This window comes from Mesomycoplasma hyorhinis ATCC 17981 (genome assembly GCF_000383515.1).
Lineage (GTDB): Bacteria > Bacillota_I > Bacilli_A > Mycoplasmatales > Metamycoplasmataceae > Mesomycoplasma > Mesomycoplasma hyorhinis.
Map to the genome: position 1 here is coordinate 13,072 of NZ_KB911487.1, position 25,390 is coordinate 38,461.

General features: G+C 26.2%; 19 protein-coding genes and 7 tRNA genes. 25 read left to right on the top strand and 1 reads right to left on the bottom strand.

Annotated features, from left to right (window positions below):
- Positions 1-371: 371 nt before the first annotated feature.
- On the bottom strand, positions 372-2,483 hold the full coding sequence (locus F801_RS04010) for an ATP-dependent Clp protease ATP-binding subunit (protein ID WP_014335685.1): 2,112 nt from the start codon (positions 2,481-2,483) through the stop codon (positions 372-374).
- Between the two features lie 134 nt (positions 2,484-2,617).
- On the opposite strand from F801_RS04010, the gene F801_RS0101030 reads away from it, so the two are divergent.
- From F801_RS0101030 to ftsH, 25 genes are all read left to right on the top strand, one after another.
- The gene (locus tag F801_RS0101030; RefSeq protein WP_020104513.1) at positions 2,618-3,955 is read left to right on the top strand and encodes an endonuclease/exonuclease/phosphatase family protein; all 1,338 of its coding nucleotides are present in this window, start codon (positions 2,618-2,620) and stop codon (positions 3,953-3,955) included.
- Positions 3,956-3,972: 17 nt separating this feature from the next.
- Entirely contained in the window at positions 3,973-4,827 is an 855-nt protein-coding gene (ylqF, locus tag F801_RS0101035) for a ribosome biogenesis GTPase YlqF (RefSeq protein ID WP_013302367.1), read from the top strand.
- Positions 4,828-4,930: 103 nt separating this feature from the next.
- Positions 4,931-5,017, top strand: a tRNA-Leu gene (locus F801_RS0101040).
- A 4-nt stretch (positions 5,018-5,021) separates the two neighbouring features.
- Positions 5,022-5,097, top strand: a tRNA-Lys gene (locus F801_RS0101045).
- A gap of 91 nt (positions 5,098-5,188) precedes the next feature.
- A complete protein-coding gene (pfkA, locus tag F801_RS0101050; RefSeq protein ID WP_013302366.1) occupies positions 5,189-6,160 on the top strand; it encodes a 6-phosphofructokinase in 972 nt (323 codons plus the stop codon).
- A gap of 187 nt (positions 6,161-6,347) precedes the next feature.
- The gene (locus tag F801_RS0101060; RefSeq protein WP_015084255.1) at positions 6,348-7,799 is read left to right on the top strand and encodes a DUF2130 domain-containing protein; all 1,452 of its coding nucleotides are present in this window, start codon (positions 6,348-6,350) and stop codon (positions 7,797-7,799) included.
- Entirely contained in the window at positions 7,786-9,003 is a 1,218-nt protein-coding gene (locus tag F801_RS0101065; RefSeq protein WP_015084254.1) for a replication-associated recombination protein A, read from the top strand. The genes F801_RS0101060 and F801_RS0101065 overlap by 14 nt, the downstream gene beginning before the upstream one ends.
- Positions 8,993-9,949: a phenylalanine--tRNA ligase subunit alpha gene (gene pheS, locus F801_RS0101070; protein ID WP_020104515.1), complete on the top strand. Its 957-nt coding sequence runs from the start codon at positions 8,993-8,995 to the stop codon at positions 9,947-9,949. Before F801_RS0101065 ends, pheS begins: the two co-directional genes overlap by 11 nt.
- Before the next feature lie 11 nt (positions 9,950-9,960).
- Positions 9,961-12,147 carry a phenylalanine--tRNA ligase subunit beta gene (locus F801_RS0101075; RefSeq protein ID WP_020104516.1) on the top strand — a complete coding sequence of 729 codons (2,187 nt, stop codon included), beginning with the start codon at positions 9,961-9,963 and terminating at the stop codon, positions 12,145-12,147.
- Positions 12,148-12,256: 109 nt separating this feature from the next.
- Positions 12,257-12,442, top strand: coding sequence for a 50S ribosomal protein L32 (gene rpmF / locus F801_RS0101080; RefSeq protein WP_020104517.1), 186 nt, complete (start codon positions 12,257-12,259; stop codon positions 12,440-12,442).
- Between the two features lie 38 nt (positions 12,443-12,480).
- Positions 12,481-12,555 (top strand) — tRNA-Asn (locus tag F801_RS0101085).
- A gap of 4 nt (positions 12,556-12,559) precedes the next feature.
- Positions 12,560-12,635 (top strand) — tRNA-Glu (locus F801_RS0101090).
- A 5-nt stretch (positions 12,636-12,640) separates the two neighbouring features.
- Positions 12,641-12,716 (top strand) — tRNA-Val (locus F801_RS0101095).
- Positions 12,717-12,719: 3 nt separating this feature from the next.
- Positions 12,720-12,795: transfer RNA gene (locus F801_RS0101100), tRNA-Thr, on the top strand.
- Between the two features lie 55 nt (positions 12,796-12,850).
- A tRNA-Leu gene (locus F801_RS0101105) sits at positions 12,851-12,935 on the top strand.
- Positions 12,936-13,026: 91 nt separating this feature from the next.
- Complete coding sequence (gene truB / locus F801_RS0101110) at positions 13,027-13,893, top strand: tRNA pseudouridine(55) synthase TruB (protein WP_020104518.1); 867 nt, start codon at positions 13,027-13,029, stop codon at positions 13,891-13,893.
- Positions 13,883-14,695, top strand: a complete 813-nt coding sequence (locus F801_RS0101115) for a YcsE-related riboflavin metabolism phosphatase (RefSeq protein ID WP_020104519.1) — start codon at positions 13,883-13,885, stop codon at positions 14,693-14,695. The genes truB and F801_RS0101115 overlap by 11 nt, the downstream gene beginning before the upstream one ends.
- Positions 14,696-14,703: 8 nt before the next feature.
- A complete protein-coding gene (locus tag F801_RS0101120; RefSeq protein WP_014335675.1) occupies positions 14,704-15,576 on the top strand; it encodes an FAD synthase in 873 nt (290 codons plus the stop codon).
- A gap of 27 nt (positions 15,577-15,603) precedes the next feature.
- Positions 15,604-17,274 carry an LppA-related lipoprotein gene (locus F801_RS0101125; RefSeq protein WP_020104520.1) on the top strand — a complete coding sequence of 557 codons (1,671 nt, stop codon included), beginning with the start codon at positions 15,604-15,606 and terminating at the stop codon, positions 17,272-17,274.
- Between the two features lie 76 nt (positions 17,275-17,350).
- Positions 17,351-20,014, top strand: coding sequence for an alanine--tRNA ligase (gene alaS, locus F801_RS0101130; RefSeq protein WP_020104521.1), 2,664 nt, complete (start codon positions 17,351-17,353; stop codon positions 20,012-20,014).
- Positions 20,015-20,091: 77 nt separating this feature from the next.
- Positions 20,092-21,234 carry a hypothetical protein gene (locus F801_RS0101135; protein ID WP_014335672.1) on the top strand — a complete coding sequence of 381 codons (1,143 nt, stop codon included), beginning with the start codon at positions 20,092-20,094 and terminating at the stop codon, positions 21,232-21,234.
- Positions 21,213-21,626 carry a Holliday junction resolvase RuvX gene (ruvX, locus tag F801_RS0101140; protein WP_013302355.1) on the top strand — a complete coding sequence of 138 codons (414 nt, stop codon included), beginning with the start codon at positions 21,213-21,215 and terminating at the stop codon, positions 21,624-21,626. Before F801_RS0101135 ends, ruvX begins: the two co-directional genes overlap by 22 nt.
- 23 nt (positions 21,627-21,649) lie before the next feature.
- Positions 21,650-22,225, top strand: a complete 576-nt coding sequence (gene pth, locus F801_RS0101145; protein ID WP_013302354.1) for an aminoacyl-tRNA hydrolase — start codon at positions 21,650-21,652, stop codon at positions 22,223-22,225.
- Complete coding sequence (gene tilS, locus F801_RS0101150) at positions 22,182-23,060, top strand: tRNA lysidine(34) synthetase TilS (RefSeq protein WP_013302353.1); 879 nt, start codon at positions 22,182-22,184, stop codon at positions 23,058-23,060. Before pth ends, tilS begins: the two co-directional genes overlap by 44 nt.
- A 60-nt stretch (positions 23,061-23,120) precedes the next feature.
- On the top strand, positions 23,121-25,301 hold the full coding sequence (gene ftsH, locus F801_RS0101155; protein ID WP_014335671.1) for an ATP-dependent zinc metalloprotease FtsH: 2,181 nt from the start codon (positions 23,121-23,123) through the stop codon (positions 25,299-25,301).
- The last annotated feature ends 89 nt before the right edge of the window (positions 25,302-25,390 follow it).

A 25,390-nucleotide genomic window follows, 5' to 3' on the forward strand; every position in this document is an offset into this window, starting at 1 on the left:
TATATAAAAAAGCAAAGTACAAAGTATAGATTTAAAATTGATGTTGATACTATAATAACAGCATCAAAAAAAAAAAAAAAAAAGAGCAAGTAGTGATAAAATATTATTTGTTTTTTTGCTTAAAATATTTATTTTTAGTTAAATTTTTAATTAAAAATTCCTTAAATAAACATCATTATAAATTTAAAGTTATTTTTATATTTAAAAATTGTTAAATTAATCTAGTAACTTGATTTTTTAATTTAGAAAATTTGTTAAATTTATCCTTCTATTCAGAATAAATTTTTGTACTTTATAATGTCTGTTAGTTTTTGATTTTGATAATAATAAAAAATAAAAAAACAAGTAAAAATACTTGTTTTTATATAAATTTATTTTTTAATTAAAACTAAATTGGATTTTTTATCTAAATTAATAACATATTGTTCTTTTTCAATTATTTCTTTTGCAATGATTTTTTTAGCAACAAAAGTTTCAATTTCTTTTTTGATATATCTTTTAATAGGTCTAGCTCCAAAATTTTGGTCATAAGCATTTTTGGAAACAAATTCTTTTATTTCAGTACCAAAGTCTACATAATAAGAATTTTTTTCGAGTCTGTTTTTTAAATTATTTAATTCAAGATCAATTATTTCTAAAATAACATTTTTATTTAGGAAATTAAAGGAAATTATTTCATCTAATCTATTGATAAATTCAGGTTTGAAATAATTTAATAATCTATCTTTTATTTGGTTGAAATCAAGTTTTTTGTTTTCTAAAATTTCTTTTGCTCCTATATTTGAAGTAAAAATAATTATTGTGTTTCTAAAGTCAACTTTTCTTCCTTTGGAATCAGTTAAAAATCCATTATCAAGAATTTGTAAGAAAATGTTCACAACGTCAGAATGTGCTTTTTCAATTTCATCAAAAAGCACAATTGAATATGGATTTAGTCTTATTTTTTCTGTTAATTGTCCACCTTCTTCATGACCAATATAACCAGGAGGTGAACCAATTAATTTGGAAACTGAATGTTTTTCCATATATTCAGACATATCTAATCTTATAATTTGGTGTTCTGAATCAAATAAATTATAAGCTAAAGCCCTTGCTAGTTCAGTTTTTCCAACACCTGTTGGCCCTAAGAATAAAAATGAACCAATTGGTCTGTTTTGATCATTAATATTTGCTTTGAATCTTAAAATTGAATCGGCAACTAATTTTATTGCTTGTTCTTGTCCTTTTACTTTTTTAGCAAGATTAATCTCTAGATTTAGTAACTTATCTTTTTCAGATTCAACAAGTTTTTCAACAGGAATTTTTGTTCATTTAGAAACAATATTTGCAATATCTTCTTGGTTCACTACTTCTTTGATTAAAGTATTTTCTTCTTTATTTTCTTCTAGTTCTTCTAGTTCTTTTTGAAGTGCAAACATTTTGTTGTAAACTTGACCAGCTTCTACATATTTTTGTTCTAAAGCAAGATTATCCATTTGAGTTTTTAAGTTATTAATTGCTTCTTTTTTATAGGATATTTCAAAAGCTTTTTCTTTTTCTTGTACTCATTTTTTAGTTAAAGAATCAATGTGTTTGTTAAGTTCTTCTATTTCTTTTTCAAGTTTTTCGATTTTGTTTTTGTTTTTGGCATTATCATCACTATTTAAAGCAATTTTTTCCATTTGAATATAAGCTAATTTTTGTTTTAATTTATCTAAAACTTCTGGTTGGTAATTCATTTGGACTTTTAAATTAGCTGCTGCTTCGTCTACTAAATCAATTGCTTTATCAGGTAAAAAACGATCAGAAATATATCTAGCTGATAAACTGGCAGCAGCAACTAAAGCAGAATCAGTAATTCTAACTTTGTGGAAATTTTCAAATCTTTCTTTTATTCCTCTTAAGATAGTTATAGTATCATCCACTGTTGGTTCGTTGATAAATATTTTTTGCATTCTTCTTTCAAGTGCACTATCTTTTTCAATATATTTTCGATATTCGTTAATTGTTGTTGCACCGATTAATTTAATTTCACCACGAGCCATCATTGGTTTTAAAATATTAGCCATATCCATTGCATTTCCACCTGCTGAACCAGTTCCGATTAATAAATGGATTTCATCAATAAACATAATTATGTTGCCATCAGATTTTTCTATTTCTTTTAAAACTAATTTAAGTCTTTTTTCGAATTCTCCTTGATAAGAAGCTCCAGCAATTAAAGCTGTAACATCAAGCTCTCAAATCTCTTTATTTTTTAAATTTTCAGGAATTTGTCCTTGATGAATTTTAATTGCAATACCTTCAACAATAGCAGTTTTACCAACTCCTGGCTCACCCACTAGTACAGGATTGTTTTTTGTTTTTCTTGACAAAATCTTAATTATTCTTCTTATTTCTTCATCTCTGTTAATAACAGGATCTAATTTATTTTCTTTTGCTAACTTAGTTAAATTTCTACCAAATTTTTCTAATACATTTGTGTTGTCTTGATTTATTTGCATATCTACCCCCTTAGCAATGTAGAAATTATACCATAAAGTTGGCACTCTAGAAGTAAAAGTGCCAAAATAATTTTGTTGATTTTTGAAATAAAGTTACAAAATAAGATAGAATTAACTAAATTGAGGAAAAAAATATGAAAAAATCAATAAAAAATAAACTTTTAAGCTTTTTAACGCTAACTTCATTTAGTTCCATTATTTTTTTAGCATCTTGTACTAATAAAGTAGAAACCAAAACCACAAATCAAGTAAATCCTCCTTCTTTTAAGGCAAAAACAGATTCTAGTACATCACAAGACACAACAAAACCAACACAAGAGCCATCTAAAGTAAGTGTGAGTTCAGAAAATGATTTGTATAAAAAAGATGATAATTATGTTAAATTAGGATTTTGAAATATATTAAATTATGATGATGATGTAAATTCTAATAAAGATTCCTTTGCAAAAACTTATAAAGCACAAATGTTAGCAAAAACTATTTCATTTAATAATGCAGACGTTGTTGGTTTAGTGGAAGTAAATGCTGGATCAAATAAAGAAAATGGTGTTGATAGCATTGTTAAAAATTTAAACAATTTAGATAAAGAAGCAAAATGAACTTCAATTGTAAGTGATCCTGTATATGGTGAGGGAAATGAATCACAAAAAGAAAGAGTTGCTTTCATTTTTAAGTCTTCTCTTTTTGATATTTTAGAAATTAATAAGGAAAAATTGTATGGTTCTAATCCTTATTTATTAGTATATGATAATCCAGTTTTTGACTCTGTTCCTGCATATTTTGCAAAATCTAAAGTAAGTAAAGGTAAAGCAACATTTGATGACAAACTAACAACTAAAAATGTTGATTTTGCTCGTCCACCAGTTGCAGCTAAATTTAAATTAAAAAATACTGAGGAAGAATTTGTTGTTGTTGCTTCACATTTTGACTCACCTGGAGTTAATAATAATCCAACCGCAAAAGGAAAAGAAGAAGGAGAAGTTGATAATACTAAATTTGATTCAAGAAATGGTTCACAAGAACTTTCTGAAGCAAATCATATGTTAGAGGCGATGAATTGATTTGAAAATAAAACAAATACACAAAATCAGTTTTTTATGGCAGATACTAATATTAAAGAAAAATCTAATGACAATGCTTTTGAACATTTGCTAACTCAATATAAACTTTTAATTTCGAAAACAAACAAAACCACACTAGGTGAAAATTTTGATACTTATTCAAGCTCATATGACAAAATTTTCTTCAAAAAAGAAGGAAAATTAACTGTTGACAAGGTTTATAAATATCCTTTATATGATCTTATAAAAGATAAATTAACTTCTGAAAATGAATTAAGTCAAGTTTTAGAAAACAAGAAAAATAAAAGTAATTCCTCTAAAGATATAAAAGCAAGAATTAGAGATTTTATTTCTGATCACTCTCCTGTGTTTGTAAGTATAAAAAAAGCTTTAAAAAACAAACAAAATTAATTAAAATAAAGGAAAATATGCAAATTAATTGATTTCCAGGCCATATGAAAAAAGGTTTGGATGAAATTAAACAAAAAGCAATTCTTGCAGATATTTTCATTGTAGTTTTAGATGCTCGTGCTCCACTTAGTACGTATAATTTTGAATTTGATAAAATTAGTCCAAATAAACCAAGATTAATACTTCTAACAAAAATAGATTTAGCTGATAAGCAAAAAGCTATTTCACTAGTAAATAAGCATTTTTTAAAAGAAAATAATATTGTTCTTTCAACAAATTTAAAGGATAATTCTTCTAAAAAGATAATTTTGAATTCATTAAAAAAATTACAAAAAATCAAAAAAGAGCAAAATTTGAAAAAAGGAATTTTAAATTCACAATTAAGGGCTTTTGTAGTTGGAATTCCAAACAGTGGTAAAAGTACTTTAATAAATTTATTAGCAAATTCCAAAGTAAAAACAGGAAATATGCCGGGAATTACAAGATCTCAACAATGAATTTCTACTGATAATTTAATGCTATTAGATACACCTGGAATTTTATGACCTAAACTTGAAAATCAAGAAAATGCTTTTAAATTAGTAGCAATTGGCTCAATAAAACAAGAATTATTTCCTTTAAATTTTTTATTTGAAACAAGTTATAAATTACTTTCTAGATTATATCCAAAAAGAATAGAAGAACTAAAATTAACTCCAAGTTCAGATGAAATAGAAATTTATTCAAATTTGGAGTTATTAGCAACTAATTTAAACTTTTATAAAATCAAAAATTCTAAAACTCAAGATAAAAATACAGAATTAGACTTAAATAGAACTATGCAATGATTTGTTAATTATATAAAACAGTTAAAAAATTTAACTTTCGATTAAAAATATAGTAAAATAATTTTACAACTAAATAAAAAAAGAAAAAATTAGTAAAAATTCTTTTATATTTTTAAAAAAAATGTATAATTGTAAAACAGCAATGTAAGCTCGAGTGGCGGAACAGGTAGACGCAAGGGACTTAAAATCCCTCGGGAGCAATCCCGTGCTGGTTCAATTCCAGTCTCGAGCACCAATATGCGCCCTTAGCTCAGCAGGTAGAGCAAATGACTTTTAATCATTGGGTCAGAGGTTCAAATCCTCTAGGGCGTACCATTTCATGATTTGACCAAATAAGAAAAAGTGATTAATACTTTTTCTTATTTTTTTATAAAATTAAGGTAATATTCAATCAGAAAGAGAAATTATGATTAAAAAAATAGGTATCTTAACATCTGGAGGTGATGCTCCAGGAATGAATAATGCTGTTAGAGCAGTTGCTAAAAAAGCTTTATTACACAATATAGAACCTTTATTAATTAAAGAAGGTTATAAAGGAATTTTAACCAAGCAAATTGTTCCAGCAAAAAATTTTGATTTGGATAAAGCTTCTTCAGAAGGAGGAACAATAATTTTTTCTTCAAGATTCCCAGAGTTTCAAAATAATTTGGTTAGACAAGAAGCAAAAGCAATATTAGATGAATTCGGAATCCAAGCACTAGTAGCAATTGGTGGTGATGGAACATACAAAGGAGCCTATGAACTTCATAAATTAGGAGTTAAAGTTATTGGTCTTCCAGGAACAATCGACAATGATATTCAAGAAACAGATTTTACAATTGGTTTTGATACTGCTTTAAATTCTATTGTTGAATCAGTTGATAGATTAAGAGATACAAGTAGATCACACAAGAGATGTTTTATTGTTGAAGTAATGGGAAGAGATTGTCAAGACTTAGCGCTTTATGGTGGAATTGCAACTGGAGCTGAAATTATTATTACAAATACTCACATTTTAACTGAAGAACAAATCGTTAATTTAGTTGATCAACAAATGAATCAGCAAGGAAAAACAAGCACAATTGTTTTAACTTCTGAACACATTTATAAAGACTTAAAAGCAATTGCTAAGTTTGTTGAAAATAAAACAGGTATAGCAACTAGAGCGATGTCACTGGAACATACACAAAGAGGAGGAAGACCAACTGCATTTGAAAGAATTTTAGCCACTCAAATGGGGCACAAAGCAGTTGAACTACTTTTAGAAAATAAATCAGGCTTAGCAATCAGCCATAAAAATGGTAAAATTGAGGCTGTAGACATTACCAAAGTGTTTGTTACTAAACAACCCCAAGACGATAAACTAGTATTAGAATACAACAAATTAAATCAAATTTAAAAGGAAAATGATGCGTAAAGTTAGAAGACTAGAAATGGCTAAAAGAAAAGAAGAAAGAAGATTAAAAACTTCTAAATTAGCCAAAAAAGCAGCAGCCAAAAAAGCAGCTCAAGTATAAAAAATAATAATATAATTAAGTGCATTTATGCACTTTTTTATTTTTATTTTTATTATAAAATAAGAAATTATGAGTAAAAAAATTAAAGTTAAATTAGTTGATAAAGAAAGTTTAACATTTGAATTGTTAGAGGATGCAAAAAAAGGCGATATATTTACACTAACAGACGAAGATAGAGACTGATTACAATCAATCGAATCAATAATTGAACAAAACATAGATAAATACATATCTGGCAAGAAAAAAGAAGACTTAAGACAAGAATTTTTATTAAACGATCCAGAAGTCAATAGATTAAGAGAACAAATAAATAATTTGAGAACATCCGAAAACGCTTCTAAAAATAAAATTGCAAATTTAGAAAGCGGACAAAAAATTGAATTAGATAAAAAAGATCTCGAAATTATTAGCTTAAAAGATAAATTAAACAATTTAACTAATTCTCTTCAAGAAAAAGAAGATGATTTACAAAAACGCTTCCAAGAAAAAGAAGAAGATTTAAAAAAACACTTTCAACAAAAAGAAGAGAATTTAAAAAATAATTTTGAGAGAGACAAAAAAGCACTATCGGAAAGCTCCGAATCTAGAGCAACCCAAAAATATTTAGAAAAAAAAGAAGAACTTGAAAAACAAATCCATAAAGAAAGAGAAGAATTTTTCGACAAACAACTAGAACAATCTAGACAAGATTGAAAAGAACTAAAAGAACAAGAAATAGCAAAATACGAACAAAATTTGAAAGAAAAAGAAGAAGCTATTCAAGAACTTCGAGATAAATTAGATAGAAGACAACATACAAATTCAAAACGAATTGGTGAAGATTTCGAAAACTGATTACAAAAAACTTTTTATGAAAGTTTTTCTAATTTAAATGAAACAGTTACATATGAAAAAATGACTAAAAATGATGCTAATAATGAAAAAGCAGATGCATTAATAAAATTTAATTTTTTCTCAACTGTTAAAAAAGAAAATATTCAAGAAACTATTACTATTGAAGCAAAATCTGAATCTACTTCAGGTTCACAAAAAAATTCTTCATTTTATAAGAAATTAGATAGAAATAGAGAACAACAAAAATCTAAATATGCTATTTTAGTAACTGAATTAGAAGAAAAAGATGAGTTTTCCATTAAGTCAGTATCTGAATACAAAAATATGTATGTATGTAGACCTCAATACTTTATTTTATTAATTAATGTTTTATTTCACTTCGCACAAAAAGAAAGTGAACTTACAAATGTTGAATTAAACTTTAAAGCAAAAGAAGAAATACAAAAAGAATTTGAAACCTTTAAAAAAGACTCAATTGAAAAATTAGTTGATAAGGTAGATAAACAACTTCCTGATATGATTAAGCAAGTTGATAGTATTGAAAAAGCTCTTGAAAAATTAAAAGAAATTCTCAATGATAAATTTGTAAAATATTTCAATCAATTCAAAAATAAATTAGAAGAATTAACAATAAAAAAATCATTGTTGAAAAAAATAGATTCTATAGCAGAAGATGATAGCAACTAAATTAAGACCAGAAAATTTAGAAGAATTTGTTGGTCAGCCACATTTAAGAACATTACTCGAAAAACTTATACAAACACAAGATAAATCTTCTTTTATTTTCTATGGACCTTCAGGAACAGGAAAAACTTCTTTAGCAATTTTATTAGCCAAAAATTTGAATTTAAAATTTGATATTTTTAATGCTACTATAGAAAATAAATCTGATTTGCTTCAGAAAATAAAGGATAATCAAGTTGTAATTATAGATGAGGTACACAGACTCAATAAAGATAAACAAGACATTTTACTATCGCATTTAGAACAGGGTGAAACAACTTTTTATCTTTGCACAACAGAAAATCCTTTTTTTAAAATAGTGCCTGCAATAAGAAGTAGAACTTATCTTTTAGAATTTAAACCTCTAAGTTTTGAAGATATATTTTTAAGACTAAGTTTATACTTAAAAAATAACAATTTAAGTCAAATCATAGACGATAGTTTACTTAAATTTATTATCAGGCATTCAAATGGCGATCTTAGACAATCTTTGAATAATTTATCTTTAATTTTGAAGCTAAATAAGAAGAAAAACATAGAAAAAGAAGACATAAAAGCCATTATTCCATCAATGAATTTTTATTCAGATGAAAAAGGTGATAACCACTATGATTATTTAAGTGCTTTCCATAAATCATTAAGAGGTTCTGATGAGGATGCTTCACTTTATTATGGAGCAATAATATTACACTCAGGAGACATTGACGGCTTAATCAGAAGACTTATTGCTGTTGTTCATGAAGATATAGGTCTAGCTAATCCTTTGCTTTCTATAAAAGTTCAAAGTGCAATTTGAGCAATGGAAAGATTGGGTATGCCAGAAATGAAACTACCTCTTGCTCATATTATTTGTGAAATTGCTTTAAGTCCAAAATCAAACTCGACATATTTAGCTTTTGAAAAGGCACAAGAGTTGATAAATTCAAACCAAATTTATACCCCGCCAAATCATTTACGTGATTCACATTATCAATCTGCTGCAAAATTAAATCGCGGTGTTGGCTATAAATATCCACATGATTTTGAAAATCACTGAATTTTTCAACAATATATGCCAGATAAATTAAAAAATCAAGTATTATTTACATACTCAAATTCTCAAGCTGAAGTAAAATTTAAAAAATATTGAGATAATATAAAGAAAAATGAAGGAAATAATGGATTATAAGAAAGTACTAAATAAGTTTGTCATTAACAATTTAGAAGATTTAAAATTAGCCAAAAATGCTTTTTTTGGTAAAGATAGCTATTTAGCAAAATTACAAAATCAACTAAAATCTGTTTCAAATGAAGAAAAAAAAGAACTGGGAAAACAAATTAGTCAAATAAGACAAGAAGCTGAAACTTTCTTTGCAAATCAAGCAAAATTACTTGAAGAAAAAAGAATAAATGAACAAATTCAAAAAGAATGAATTGATATAAATTTACCAACTAATAGTTTTGCTAGTTTGCATCCATTAACTTTAATTGAAACACGAATTAGAGAATGATTTTTAGCAAATGGTTATTTTGAAGTTAAAGCAAGTGAAATTGAAAATGATGAATACAATTTCGAAAGACTAAATATTCCAAAAAATCATCCAGCTCGTGACATGCAAGATAGTCTGTATATAGATGAAAAACATTTATTAAGAACTCATAATACCGGTGTTAGTGCAAGAATGTTAGAAATTAATAAAAACAAAGCATTTAGTCAATTTTGTATGGGTAAAGTTTATCGAAATGATGAAGATGATCAAACACATTCACATCAATTTAGTCAATTAGACTTTATTTCTGTAGGTAATTTAACTATTACTGATTTAATTGGAACCTTAAAAAGCTTCTTAACTTATGTTTTTGAAACAGATTTAGAATTTAAATTTAGACCATCTTTTTTTCCTTTCACAGAACCTTCTTTAGAAGTAGATATTTTTTACAAAAACAGATGAATTGAGATTTTAGGTTCAGGAATGATTCATCCAAATGTGCTTAAAAAAGCTGGTTATACAAATAATTTTAGAGCCATAGCAGCAGGTGTTGGTCTTGAAAGACTTGCTATGATTAAATACGGAATTGAAGATATTAGAGAACTTTATAAAAATGATTTACGTTTTTTAAAACAATTTAAATAAAAGGATTTACAATGATTTTTTCACTCAAAAAATTAAAACAATTAGCTAATTTAGACAAACATATTTCTTTAGAAGACATTACAAAAGCTATAAATTCCATTGGTTTTGAACTAGAATCTGCTACAAAATTAAACAACATTCAAGGTATTAAATTTGGGCACATTATTGAACTTTACAAAAATCCAAACGCTGATAATTTAACAGTTTGTAAAATAGAATTTGAAGATAAACAAAGAACTATTCAGACAAGAGCTACAAATTTAAAGCAAAATGATTATGTTATGGCTTTTGTTCCAGGAACTTCTAGTGGTGATATTACTTTTGGTGCTAAGGAATTAAAAGGAATCATTTCTGAAGGAATGTTGGTGTCCTTAAATGAATTAGGTTTTGATGATTCTTTAGTTTCAAAAGAAGTAGCAGAAGGAATTTTTAGCTTTAAAAAAGTAGATTTATCTTTAGATCCTTTAGATTTTTTCGACTTAGATGATTACCTATTAGATATCAAAATTTTAGCTAATCGTGCAGATGCAAATTCTTACTTAATAATGGCGAAGGAATTGGCAGCTTACTTTAGAACTACAACTTCAAAATTGTCTATAAAAACCAAACCTAGCTTTAAATCAGACTTCATTTTTGAAGACTTTTTAGATAATAAACTAACAGGAATAGAAGCTAAAATTGACAATGATTTTAAACTCAGTATTCAAGACAAATTACTTTTATTAAAATCTTCAATTAAACTTGTAAATCCTATTGTCGATTTGACAAATCTTACTTTAATTATGACAGGTCAACCCGTTCATGTTTATGATGTTGACAAATTAAAAACTACAAAAATTTTAAAACCAGCTATAAAATCAAGTATTATCGAAACTATTTTAGGAAACAAAGAAGTAAAAGTTTCTAATTCTTTAGTTATTATCAACGAAAATGAAGAAGTTTTAGCTTTTCCAGCGGTAATTGGTTTAGAAAAAAATGCAGTAGATTCTGATAGCAAAAATGTTCTATTTGAAATTGGAATTTTTGATACTACACAAACAAGAAAAACTGTAAAAGAATTAGAAGTTTCTAACTCCACTTCTAATAGAGCTATTAAAAATTTTGCTTATGGTTCTATTAATCTTGCGCACAAATTTTTAAAATCACATTTAAATAATTATTCTTTTTCAATAAATTTAAATGAAATTCAAAAACAAGAAATAGAATTAAACATTCATAAAATGCAACACATTGCCGGTGTTAAATTCTGCTGTGATCCTGAGTTTAAAAATACTATATTTTCTTTAAAATCTTTAGGTTTTGAATTTGATTTCAGAAACAAAAAAGTAAAAATACCTACATATAGATATGATATTGAATTAAATGAAGATCTTTTAGAAGAAATTTTAAGATTTTATGGTTACACAAAACTAGAACCAACAGTTCCTAAAAATACAGTTTTTAAAATTGAAAAAACTGATACTTTAAAAGAACAAGTAAAAGTTTTAGGCTTTAACGAAATTAAAACCTATACTTTAATTTCTAAACAAAAAAATGAATTTAATCCCTTTGATTTTCCCGAACAAATAAATCTAAAAACCTTCTTATCTAAAGAAAGAGAAACAATTAGAAACACACAAGCTATTTCAATTTCTGAAGCTTTAGAACATAATATCAAAAGAAAAATGTCTAAAATTAGTTTATTTGAAATCGGTATGATTAATTCAGAAATCAGTACTTTGATTTTAGCTTCTACTGAATTTAATTTTTTTGAATTAAAACAAAAATTGTTTGATTTATTTTCTCTCGATTTTGAGTTCATAAGAACAAATTCAGAACAATTTCATAATGGAGTTTCTGCAAAAATATATTACAATAATCAACAATTAGGTTGAATAGGTAAACCACATCCAAAATTAAAATTAGTAGATGCATTTTATCTAGAAATTAATTTAGATGCAATTAAAAAATTTGTAAAAAATATTAAATTTAATTCATATGATTCTAATGAATTAAAAATAAGAGATATTACTTTTACTTTAAATAAACATCAATCTATAGAAGAAGAAATAAACAAATTAAAAGATATTCCAGGAATTTTTTCCATCAGCTTAAAAGATTCTATAAATATAGATGAAAAACAAAAAATTACATTGCATTTAGTGTGTAATGAAAAATCTATAGAATTTATTAACAAAATTTACGAAAACATGTTATAATTATTCTTACCTATTCACATTGAAAAGAAATTTAATAAAATTTTACAAAAATAAAAAATTTTGTTATAATCATAATGCTTTTTCAAATTAGAAACACAAAGGAGAGATAATGGCAATAGTACCAAAGCGTAAAACATCAAAACAACGTAAACACAAAAGAAGAACTCATGATGTATTAACATCACCAACTTTAGTAACTTGTGGAACTTGTTCAGGAAAATCATTACCTCACCATGTATGTTCAAATTGTGGTTTCTATAAAGGTAAAAAAGTTATTGAAGGTCTACAAAAATAAATTTCTTTAACTTCAATATGTGCTAGAAATAGCAAAAAGCCGATTTAGCTCAGCGGTAGAGCAGCTGGCTGTTAACCAGTTGGTCGCAGGTTCGATCCCCGCAATCGGCGCCATATTGGCCCGTTGGTGAAGCGGTTAACACACATGGTTTTCATCCATGGATTCACGGGTTCGATTCCCGTACGGGTCACCATTTTAGGAAGATTAGCTCAGCTGGGAGAGCATCGCCCTTACAAGGCGAGGGTCGTGGGTTCGATCCCCTCATCTTCCACCATATGCCGTCTTAGCTCAGTTGGCAGAGCAACTGCCTTGTAAGCAGTAGGTCGTAGGTTCAAATCCTATAGACGGCACCATTTATGTTACTTGGTAGTTTTAATTAGGTTCGATTCCTATAAAACATACAATTAAGCGCGAGTGGTGAAATTGGCAGACACGCTAGATTTAGGCTCTAGTGCTTTATAGCGTAAGGGTTCAAGTCCCTTCTTGCGCACCAAATGTAGAATTCACCTCCTTTCTTGAATTTTCACTGTCAAGAACAAAACCAAGCTAAATGCTTGGTTTTTCTTTCTTTTTAAAGGTTATCTATGATTAAATTGCTTTATAAACCAACTAATATTACATCATTTAAGTTTATTAAAAACTATGCTAGAGAAAATCATATTAAAAAAATCGGACACACTGGAACATTAGATCCTTTAGCGTCTGGGCTAATGTTAATAGCAACGGATGAAGACACAAAATTTATACCTTATATCGACACACAAGACAAAGAATATGTTGTTAAATTAAAATTTGGTTTTACTTCAGACACGTACGATATTGAAGGTAAAATAGAAGAATTTTCTCAAAATAAAGTAACTTTAAAACAAATAGAAGAACAATTAAAAATTTTAGTTGCTAAAGAAGAACAGCTACCTCCAGTTTTTTCAGCTAAAAAAGTTAATGGTCAACGTTCATATGATTTAGCTAGACAAAACAAGTTTTTGGATTTAAAACCTATAAAAATAAAGGTATTAGAATATAATATTTTAAATTTTGATTACAACCAACAAACACTTGAATTACAATTTAGAGTCTCAAGAGGAACATATATAAGAACTTTAGTTCACGATTTAGGTCAGATGTTGAAAATTGGTGCAATTATGGTAGAATTAACAAGAACTAAAATAAATTTTTTAGATTTTTCTTTTTTAAATCAAGATTTAAATGTTTTAGATTTAATACATTTGAGTCAAACCAAAATAGACAAATTTCAATTACAACAACTTATGCAAGGCAAGGTTGTTTCTTTTGAACAAAATTACAAAGATCCAGAAGAAACTTTATTAGTAATTCAAAATCAGGCAGTAGGTATTGCAACAATTAAAAACAAAACTTTAAAGTCCACAAAACTTTTTGGTAATAAGATAAAAATAATATTAAAAGAACAAGGAAATAAAAATGATAAGTAAAAATATAAAAATATTTGCCACAGATATTGATGATACAATTTTACCTTCGGGTTATAAAGATATTCCAAGTGAAATAATCGATATGTTTTCTCAACTTCAACAAAATAATATTAAAACTGTATTAGTAACTGGTAGAGATTTAGTAACTATTGGACGTCATATTAATACACCAAATATTGATTATTTTATTGGAGCAAATGGTGCATTTATTTACGATTTTGCAAGAAAAAAAATAATCTGAGAAAAGGAAATTAGTTTTAGTGATTTTAAATTAATTGAAGAATTTGCATATCAACAAAATGTAGAATTTGTAATAATGGATCATAAACATATATATTATTCCGATGGACATTCAGATTTAGATTCACCATTTTTATCAAAACATCAACATAAAATGAAGTCAATAAATGATTACACTGGAGATACTCCACTACATATTATTACTATTAAAGAAAAGTATCCAAATCCTGAGATTATGAAAAATTTTGCTTCATTTTTAAAGGAAAAAAATATTCAAGCAGAAATTAGTTCAAGATGAACATACGGTTTTTTTATTTCCCCAGTTAATATTAAAAAAAGTATTACTTTAATTTTTTTAGCAACTCTTTTAGGATTTACTAAAGATCAAATTATCGCTTTTGGAGATTCTTCTAACGATGTCGAAATGATTAGAGATGTTGGTTATGGAGTTGCAATGGCAAATGCTTTAGATGAAGTAAAAAGCGTTGCAAAAGACATTGCAGAAGATACTAGAGATCTTGGAGTATACAAAAAAGCAAAAGAGTTAAAACTAATAAACTAAATATTATTATGACAAAAATTTATTCTTATCCTTTAGATTCGAATTTTAAATTTAACAACGCTACTTTTGTTTTAGGTTCTTTTGAATCTTTTCACATTGGTCATCAAAAATTAATTCAAAAAGCCAAAGAACTATCAGATACAGTAGTTGTGTGTATGATTAAAAATCCAATTAAATTACCTAAAAGCAATGGATTTGTATTTTCTGATTTGGATTCCAGAATTTATGCTTTAGCAAATCAAGAAATTAAAAATATTTTGCTTATAGATTTTAATGAAGAGATTCAAAATATGACTGGCAATAATTTTATAGATTCTTTAATCAATTCAGGTGCTAGCTCTTTTGTTATTGGTAAAGACTTTAAATTCGGTCGCTTTGGGCAGTGAAATGCTTCAATTTTAAAGGAATATTTTCAAAACACCCATATAATAGAACACATAAAAGACAGCCAACAAGGAATAAAAATTTCTACAAAATTTTTGAAAGAAAATTTAAATTTTGGAGAAATTAGTTTACTTAATTCACTACTTACAGAAAACTATAAAATAAAAGTAACTTTAGATTCTGAGAAAAAATTTCAGTGACCTGATGAAATTGAAAAATTACACACGGGAATTTATATAGCCAACTTTTTATCAACAAAAGATTCAGAAAAGTACCACGGAATTTTAAAAATAGACTTTAAAAAACCTTCAATTGCAGAACTAATTTTGTTTGATTTACTTCAAATTGAAGGAACTCTTTTAGGTTTTGTTGAAATAGTAAAAGAAATTCGATTAGTAATTCAATCAAAGAATAATGAATTGACAAATTCTGACATAAAAACAGCCAAAGAATATCATTTAGAACAACTAAGAGCGCTTAAAAAAACTTCAAATTAACAAATATAATTTATAATTTATTGCACTATGAAAAAAAAGAAACTTTATTTAATATCAACTTTAGCATTTTCAACAATTTTATTAGCTATTTCTTGTGGTAAAAATCAAACTACTCCTGTAGGCACACAACCAATAGATAATACCAAGCCTGAAGATTCATCAGCAAATCAAAGTTCTGATTTAAATAATAGAAAAAAAGATGAATCACAAGAACAAGGAAACACTATGGTAGGAAATACAAATAATAATTCCCCAGAAGCAGGAGTTACAGATAATAAAGTAAAATCTCCAACAAATCCTATAAATGATATGGGTATGATGCTAGAACAAGATAAAAAAGTAGTTCCAATAAATAAAGTTGATGAAAACAAATCTAAAGTAAAAGCAAATCCACCAAAAGAAGAAAAAAGAAGTCCAATCACCAAAACTAAAGAAGAATTATTAGCAGAAGAAAAGAAAAATAAAGAGATTCAAAATAATCTAGAAATAGATTTTTTTAATTTAGATAATGACTTTTTAATTGCTCATACACCAAAATCTTTAGACACTACAACCGCTTTAAATAAGTTCAAATCAGATGAATACAAAAATTTTGACTATAGTAATTTCGTATCTAAATTAACTACAAATGATGAAAAATTTAAACAAAAATATGATGCAAAATTAGATTTTACAAGCGCTGAAGAAGATAAAACTAGCAAGATACTTAAAAATGTAAAATTAACTGTTATTTCTAAAGAAAATCCTTCATTTTCAAAGCAAAAAAATATCAATATTTATTGAAAAAATCCAAAAGTAGAGAAATTACAAGCTTTAGAACCAAATATACTAGTGCAAACTCCAGTTGCTGAATTAAAACAACTTTTTCCTTCTTTTGTAGTTTTTAGTTTATTGTTTTCTAATGCAATACAAGGTGTATTTAATAAACTGTATAATTCTGAGGAAAGCATCATAAATATACCTTCAATTCCAAGTATTAACTTAGGTTTAACAGACCAATTTGTTAAAGTAAAACAAGCAGATACAAATAATGATAGAAACAGACAGTATCAAATTAAAATTGATAAAGTTAAGTTCAATGATTTTACAGGTGAGTTATGGCTAGAAGTTAAGTTGTACACATTTGAAGACAACGAACCTGTTTATTACAAACAATACTATTTTGACAATTTTAGAAAATGAAATCCAAAATCTGATTTTAAATTTGAATTAAATCCTTCTTCATCTGACCTTAAAAAAACAAACACATTCGAACAACTTGTCAAAAAATACAAAACAGAATTAGAAACTAAAAACAGTGTAAATATAACAGATAATGATCAATTAAATGTTCTAAAAAATTTTATTATCGATAACCTTTCACTAACTTTCCCAGAAACAGAAAAAGTTTACTCATTAAATAATTTTAAAATTTCTGACTATCAAGCATCTGACCCTAAAAAACCAAAAGAAAAATTTATTATTTATCCTTTAATTTCCTTTATAAATTCCAATTCTGTAGCTGATTCTAGTACTTTTAAAATTGAAAAACAAAACGATAAATATCTGTTAAATATTAATTCAGATATTAATATTTATCCTCTCGCATTAGATCATTTTTCTACACTAAAGGAACTTTCTAGTACGTCTGCTTCGCCTGTTTCATTCAAGGTAACATCATCGATTGATGTATCTGATATTATAAAAACAAACCAATAATAAAATAAAATCTACTGAACTTAATGTTTTAGTAGATTTTATTTGCTAAAATTTAAATAAAAAGTTAAAGGAAATTATGAACTCAAAATTAACTTCAAAACAAATTAGACAATTATGACTTGACTTTTTTAAATCTAAAAACCATTTAGAAGTCGAAAGTAAATCTTTAGTTCCTGAAAACGATCCTTCGTTATTGTGGATAAATTCAGGTGTTGCAACTCTAAAAGATTATTTTTCAGGTAAAAAAGTACCACCTAGCAAAAGACTTACTAATTCGCAAAAATCTTTAAGAACTAACGATATTGAAAATGTGGGAATTACTTCCAGACATCATACAATGTTTGAAATGCTAGGAAATTTTTCTATTGGAGATTACTTCAAAAAAGAAGCAATTGAATATGCTTTTGAGTTTCTTACTAAAGTTTTAAAATTTGACGTTAATAAGCTCTATTTTACTTATTTTTTGGAAGATTTAGATACTAAAGAATATTGATTAAAATTAGGAATAAAAGAAGAACATTTAATAGCAGGAAATAGAAAAACTAATTTTTGAGATATGGGTCTTGGTCCTTGTGGTCCTTGTACAGAAATTTTCTACGATCGTGGTTCAAAGTATGATTCAAGAGGCATTGAATTATTAAAAGAAGACATTGAAAATGATAGATTTATTGAAATCTGGAACATTGTTTTTTCACAATTTAATAACGATGGAGAAAATAATTACACACCTTTAATTAGTAAAAATATTGATACTGGTGCAGGTTTAGAAAGAATTGTTTCCATTTTACAAGATGGACCAACTAACTTTGATACTGATTTATTTCTTCCTATTATTCATCAAATAGAAAAAATGGCTTCTTTTAGATATGATATTGAAAATTACTTCAAAAAAGAAGAAAAAAAATCAAAAATTAATTCATATTTTAAAATAATTGCTGATCACATTAGAGCTGTTGTAAATGCCATAAATGACGGTGTTGAACCTTCAAATACCTTTAGAGGTTATATCATAAGACGACTAATAAGAAGAGCATATAGAACAGGGAAAAAACTAGGAATTAAAGAAGCATTTTTATATAAATTAGTTAATGTTGTTAAAAACACTTTAATTTATGACATTGATGTTGACAGAGTAAGTGAAGTAATCAAAAAAGAAGAATTACTTTTTGAAAAAACCATTGAAAATGGTGAAATATTACTTCAAAAAGAAATTGAAAAAAATAATAAACAATTTGATTTTGCTGTGGCTTTTAAACTTTTTGAAACTTTTGGTTTTCCAATTGAATTAACTCAAGAAATTCTTGCTGAAAAAAATATTGAATTAGATATGGATCAATTTAAAATTTATCAAGAAAGACATGCTCAACTTTCTATGGGTGAAAAAAAATTAGGAATGAAAAAAACTGTTAATTCATTAGCATTAGTTAAGGATCAAATTTCACAATTTATAGGTTATTCCCATTTAAAAGCTAAAGCAAAAATAGTATTTTTAGCTGATGAAGAACAAGAAATCGAACAATCTTCAGAGCATCAAGAATCTTATGTGATTTTTGATCAAACTCCTTTTTACGCTACTGCAGGTGGTCAAAAACACGATCAAGGTTGAATAGTTCAAAACAATAATAAAATTAAAATTAAACAAGTGTTCAAAGACAAATTTTTAAATCATGTTCATGTTCTTGAAGGTGTTTTAGACAAAAATCAAGAAGTATTTCTTGAAGTTGATGAAGTAAACAGAAGAAATCTTGAAAGAAATCATTCTTCAACTCACCTTCTTTTTAAATCATTAAGAGAACAATACGGAGCACAAATAAAACAATTAGGTTCTGATAACAATGAAGAAAGATTAACTTTTGATTTTCCTTTAGATAAAAAACCTACTCAAAAAGAATTAAATCAAATTCAAAATCGTGTAAATTCTTATATAAAAGAAGATGTTGAAAGACATTATTTAGAAACTTCAATCAAAGAAGCTGAAAAATTAAACGCTGTTATGACACTTGAAGAAGCAGAATATATGGACCCTAAAAATGTTAGATTAGTTCAATTTAAAGGGATTACAACTGATTTATGTGGTGGTACCCATATAGCAAAAACTAGTTTAATTGAAAGATTTAAAATAGTTTCTTGTCAAAATAAAGGAAGTGGAGTTTTCAGAATTAGAGCAATTACAACAAATGAAAAAATTTCTTCATATTGTTTTGAAGCTTTTAAAGAGCATTGAGACACTCTTATGAAATTATGAGATAAAAATCATCAATTAGATTCTACATATCGTGGGGTTTCTTCCTTGAATTTTAGTGATGATTGAGAATTAAGGCTAAACGAAATCGAACAATATCTTGAAAAAGCAAAAGCTGATAATAAAATATTGCAAAAAAAAGCTTCATTAGCAAAGGAAAATGTAGAATTTAAACTTGATTCAGCTAATATTTTAGAATTAGAAAATAGACAAATTTATCTTGATTTAAATGTAGATAGTGTTCATAATTTAAAACTACTAGCAGTAAATCTAAGAGAAAAATATACTAATATAGATTTTGTTTTAGGACAACATCAAAATATGCGTTTATTAATCACAATTGCTTCAAAAAACAAGCAATCTCGCAATATTTTTGAAGAACTAAACTCACTAAATTCAATTAAAGGTGGTGGAAGTGATATTTTAGTCCAAGCTAATATGGTTTGAGAACCTGAAGTGGTTTCTAAAATCAAACAAATATTACAAAATCCTTCATAAAAGAAGGATTTTTTCAAATATTATTTTTTTACATTATTAAATATATAATTAGAACATTATAAAATCAAGGCATTATTATGGAAGATAGATTTAAGTACCTTTGTGATTTAAGTTGAATGTTTTTTGGCAAAGAAAGAATAGCAAAAACTGAATTTGTAGAATCTTGTTTTTTAGAAAATATTAGAATTACTGATGCATTTCCAACAGACGAAAATGGAGTTCAACTTTATACAGTTATTTTAGAAAAAACTATTTTTAGTCCACAAAATAAATTATTAGGTAAGATAATTCAAAATAATGAAGTTATAGCTGATGTAGTTGGAATTTGTAAAAATAGTTTTATTCATTTGCTTCAAGAAAAAGAAGGTAAATATCTGGATTTAGAATTACCTATTACATTAGTAGCCTATAATAAAACAGAATTTTGTTTTGGCTGAAAGACAGAAAAAAAATCTGTGTTTAACCAAGAATATATGAATATTTTGAATATTCAAATTCAAGAAAACATTAAAAATTTCTGATCTAATCCCTATATAAATTCTGATTTGGATTATGAAGAAACACCTGTATATGTTGAATTAGTAAATCAAATAAAAACAAGAAAGCAATCAGAAAATCAGACTTTAGTAAATCACTTTTTAATAAAGAAAAATCACGACTTATTAGATGATATTCAAATTAAACACTTTAATAATTTGTACAATAATCGAGAATTTTTTAAATCAATTCTTGACAAAAATGATATCGCTTCTCAATTTTTAAAAGTAATACTTTCTTATAGCAAAATTACATATGCTATTGAAAAAAACAATTATGTAAATAATGCTAAGTTTGATATCTTTATTGACATTAGTGTTTCTGAATTAATAGATTTAAATTATTTAGTTTTAGTTGGTATTGTTTTAAATCCAAATGCAATTTTTATATTTGGTCAAAGAATAAGCAAGAATAAATATATTATAAAAGTTTATTCCAAAGATATGGCACAAGCAGAAAAAGATATTCGCATTATTTTAAAAAATGATATGTTTCAAGATATGAAAATAGAAACTTACAATTTTGATTCAGAAGTTTTTAAATTCTCATTTGCAATTTCTTTTGAAATTGATCACTCATCAACAATGCATTTTGATCAAGAAATAATTAGTAAAATAGAAAATATATTCAAAAATCATTTCGATAAGAAAAGACAACGAAAATGAAAAGGATTATCGCGTTAGATTTAGGAAGTAAAAGTTGTGGTTTTGCAATTTCTGATGCTCTTAGAATTACATCTCAACCACTTGAAAATTTTCAGTTTAAAGAACATAAACTTGAACTAGTAATTGAAAAATTAAAAGATTATTTTGAAAAATATGAAATTGAACTAGTTTTAATTGGTTATCCTTTAAGTATGCAATTAAATCAAACAAAAAGTTCTAAAAGAGTTGATTATTTTGTCAATCTTTTCAAAACACATTTTGATATTCCTATAAAATTAGTAGATGAAAGACAAACTACTAAAAAAGCTCATAGTATAATGATTGAACAAGGTTTGAGTAGACAAAAAAGAAAAAAAAATAAGGATAAATTAGCTGCTCAATTAATATTAGATGATTATTTAAATCAATAAAAAGAAGAAAAAAGAAGGAAAATATGAAATTAATAGTTGGCTTAGGAAATCCAGGTCCACAATATGAATTAACCAAACATAATGTAGGTTTTAGAGTTATTGATAAATTAGCTCAAAGCTTAAAAACTGATTTTATTAACTGACGTTCTATTGGATTAATTATTAAAACTCAAGATTATATTTTGGCAAAGCCATTAACTTATATGAATCAGTCAGGATTATTAGTTAGTGAGCTTGTGAAATTTTATAAAATAAATATAGATGATATTTTGATAGTTTATGATGATATGGATTTTAATGTTGGTCAAGCAATTATGAGAACAAATGGCTCTTCTGCAGGACATAATGGTTTAAAAGATATTTTTAGAATGTTACAAACTCAAGAAATTAAAAGACTAAAAATTGGTATTTCTCGTGATAAAAATAGTAAAAATTATGTTTTAACTCCATTTGATCCAATACAAGAAGCAATAATTAAAAAAGTCATTGATGATTGTGCAGATATCCTACTTTATTATTTATATAATGACTTCCGAAAAGCAATAGAAAAATTTAATGTTAAACAAAATCAACAAAAAAATAACATTACTAGCAGTTAGTGGTGGTCCAGATTCAATGTTTTTGTTGAACAAATTAAAAAACAAAAACATTGTGGCTGCTCATGTTAATTATCATTTAAGAGCTGATTCAAATGTTGATCAACAAATAGTTGAAAAGTTTTGCCAAAAACATAAAATTAAATTAGAAATATTATCATCTGAAAAAAAATATGAAGATTATCAAAATATTCAACACCAAGCTAGATTAATTCGTTATCATTTTTTTAGTCAAATTTACAAAAAATACAATTGCAAACAATTAATAATTGCACATCAAAAAGATGATTTTATAGAAACTGTTTTTCTTCAGAAAATGAAGAAAAAAGAAGTAAATTATTGAGGTATAAAGAAGAAAAATTTTCTTTATAATATGAATATCACCAGAATTTTTTTGTTCAAATATTTTAAAGAAGAAATAATTAATTTATTAAACAAAAAAAACATTCATTTTGCTATTGATTCTTCAAATAGTAAAGATATTTATCAAAGAAATAAAATCAGACATAAATTAGCAACAAAATCCAAAATTTGAAAAAATTTATTTATTTTAAAATATAGATTTTTAAATATAATTAAAATAATTAAATTTATTAGAATCAATTTTTTACTTTCTAAATGAGAAAAAAGCAATTTTGACATTAGTTTTTTTGAAAAAATGAAGCAAAAATCTCAAATTTTATATTTTTTTATTCATAAATATTATTTTGATATAAATATAACAAAGGATAAATTAAAATCTATAGAGAGTTTTTTATTAGCAAAAGAAAGATCAGGAAGATATTTATTAAAAAAAGATGTTTTTTTAGTTAAAAAACAATATAGAATAATTTTATAGATCAAAAAAGCTCTTTTTATTTTATAATATTATGACTAATAACCAGGAAAGGAAACTACTATGGCAAAAAAACCCTTGAACAGAAGCTATTTTAGATACATTTTTGGAGCAATAATTATAGGTATAATAGCGGCATTTATTATATACCGTCTTCTTTTGCCGTCTCCAATTATTAAATCTATTAGCTATTTTGATAATCAAGTCAAAACAAACGCTGCATCTACAATAGATGAACATTTTTTTTGATCAGTTAGTTATGATGTAGAAAATTTTAGAATTAAAGTTGTTAACAATACTGGAGCTGCGAATTTTGCTCCTGAAATTTATCAAGTAATTGCAAACCCATATACAATAAATAGATATATAGGATCGTTAGTTCATTCCGCCGATAGCCAAGTTCCTTTAAGTGTTCAAGTTACACAAGCTACACAAAGCCCTTATGTTCTACAAAATACAAATAGTTTAAAAGATTTTATTGCTAATATACAAACAGTAGCCTCAAGCAAAAACTTTGTTTTAGGATCTGATTGAAAAACTCAAGTTACAAATATTTTTAATATTTTAGATGGTAAATTAGGTGTTGTTAATACTGACAAAACAAGACCAAACTTTTTTGTTGCTTATATTTTACCTTTACTACCATATATTTTCTTTATTATTATGTTTTACTTTATTTGAAGAAGTTACAGATCTTCAAATTCAGGTGCAGGAGGGTTCTTCAATCCAGGGAAAAACCAAGCTATTAAAATTACTTCAGATAAAAGATTTTCAGATGTTGCTGGAAATATAGAAGTAAAAGAAGAAATTGAAGAATTTGTTGATTATTTAAGAAATCCTAAAAAATATGCATCAGCTGGAGCAAAAATACCAAAAGGAATTTTATTAGGTGGTCCTCCAGGAACTGGAAAAACCTTAATTGCAAAAGCAACAGCTGGTGAAGCAAATGTTCCATTTTTCTTTATTTCTGCTTCTAATTTTGTTGAGTTGTACGTTGGAGTTGGAGCAAAAAGAGTTAGAGAATTATTCAAAGATGCACGTGCAGAAGCTCCGGCAATTATTTTTATTGATGAGTTAGATGCTATTGGTCGTTCAAGAGGTTCAGGAATTGGTGGAGGAAATGACGAAAGAGAACAAACACTAAATCAATTGCTAGTCGAAATGGATGGTATGGTTGAAAACAGTGGTTTATTAATTATTGCTGCAACTAACAGAACAGATGTTTTAGACCCTGCTTTAATGCGTCCAGGAAGATTTGATAGAACAGTTATAGTAAATTATCCTGATATTAAAGAAAGAGAAGAAATTTTAAAATTACACGCTAAAGGTAAAAGAATTTCTTCAAGTGTTCAATTTTCAAATGTAGCAAAAAGAACACCAGGATTTTCTGGTGCACAACTAGAAAATGTTATTAATGAAGCTACCTTACTTTCTGTTAGAGAAAAAACAGATGTTATAACTAATGAACAAATTGACGAAGCAATTGATAGAGTAATTGGTGGACCGGCAAAGAAAAACAGAGTAATTACTGAAGCAGAAAGAACTATGGTGGCTTATCATGAAGCAGGTCATGCTGTAGTAGGTGTTAAAATGAGGGCCGGAGCTAAAGTTCAAAAAATTACTATTATTCCTAGAGGTCAAGCAGGTGGTTATAATTTAATTCTTCCTGAAGAAGAAAAATATAATTCAACAAAATCCGAACTTTTAGCTACAATTGCTACTTTTATGGGTGGTAGAGCTTCTGAAGAAATTCAATATGGTAAAAATGAAATTTCAACAGGTGCTGCCAACGATATAGAGAAAGCTACAAAGATTGCAAGAAAAATGGTTACTGAATATGGAATGTCTTCTTTAGGTCCAATTCAGTATGAAGAAAATACAGGAAGCCCTTTCCTTGGTCGTGATTATGCAAAAAATACTTTATTTTCTTCAAATGTTGCACATGAAATTGATATTCAAGTTAGAGAAATTATTTCAAAAGCATATTCTCAAGCATTAGAAATAATTAAAAATAATTTAGATCTTTTAGAATTAATTAAAGATACACTTTTAGAAAAAGAAACAATTGTTGCTGAAGAAATTGATTACTTAGTAAAACATATGAAACCTTTAGAAACTAAGGAAAAAGAAGCGGTTGTGAAAAAACCAGCAAATCAAATTTTAGAAGAAGTTCTTTCAGAATCTAAAGCTAAAAGAGAACAAAAAGAAGAAAAAGAAAACTCAAACAATGAAACAAATGAGTAAAGTTAATATTTAAAATTCATTATAAAAAGCATTAAATTGTCTAATTTAATGTTCTTTTTATTAAAGTAAGAAATAAAATTAAAAGGAAA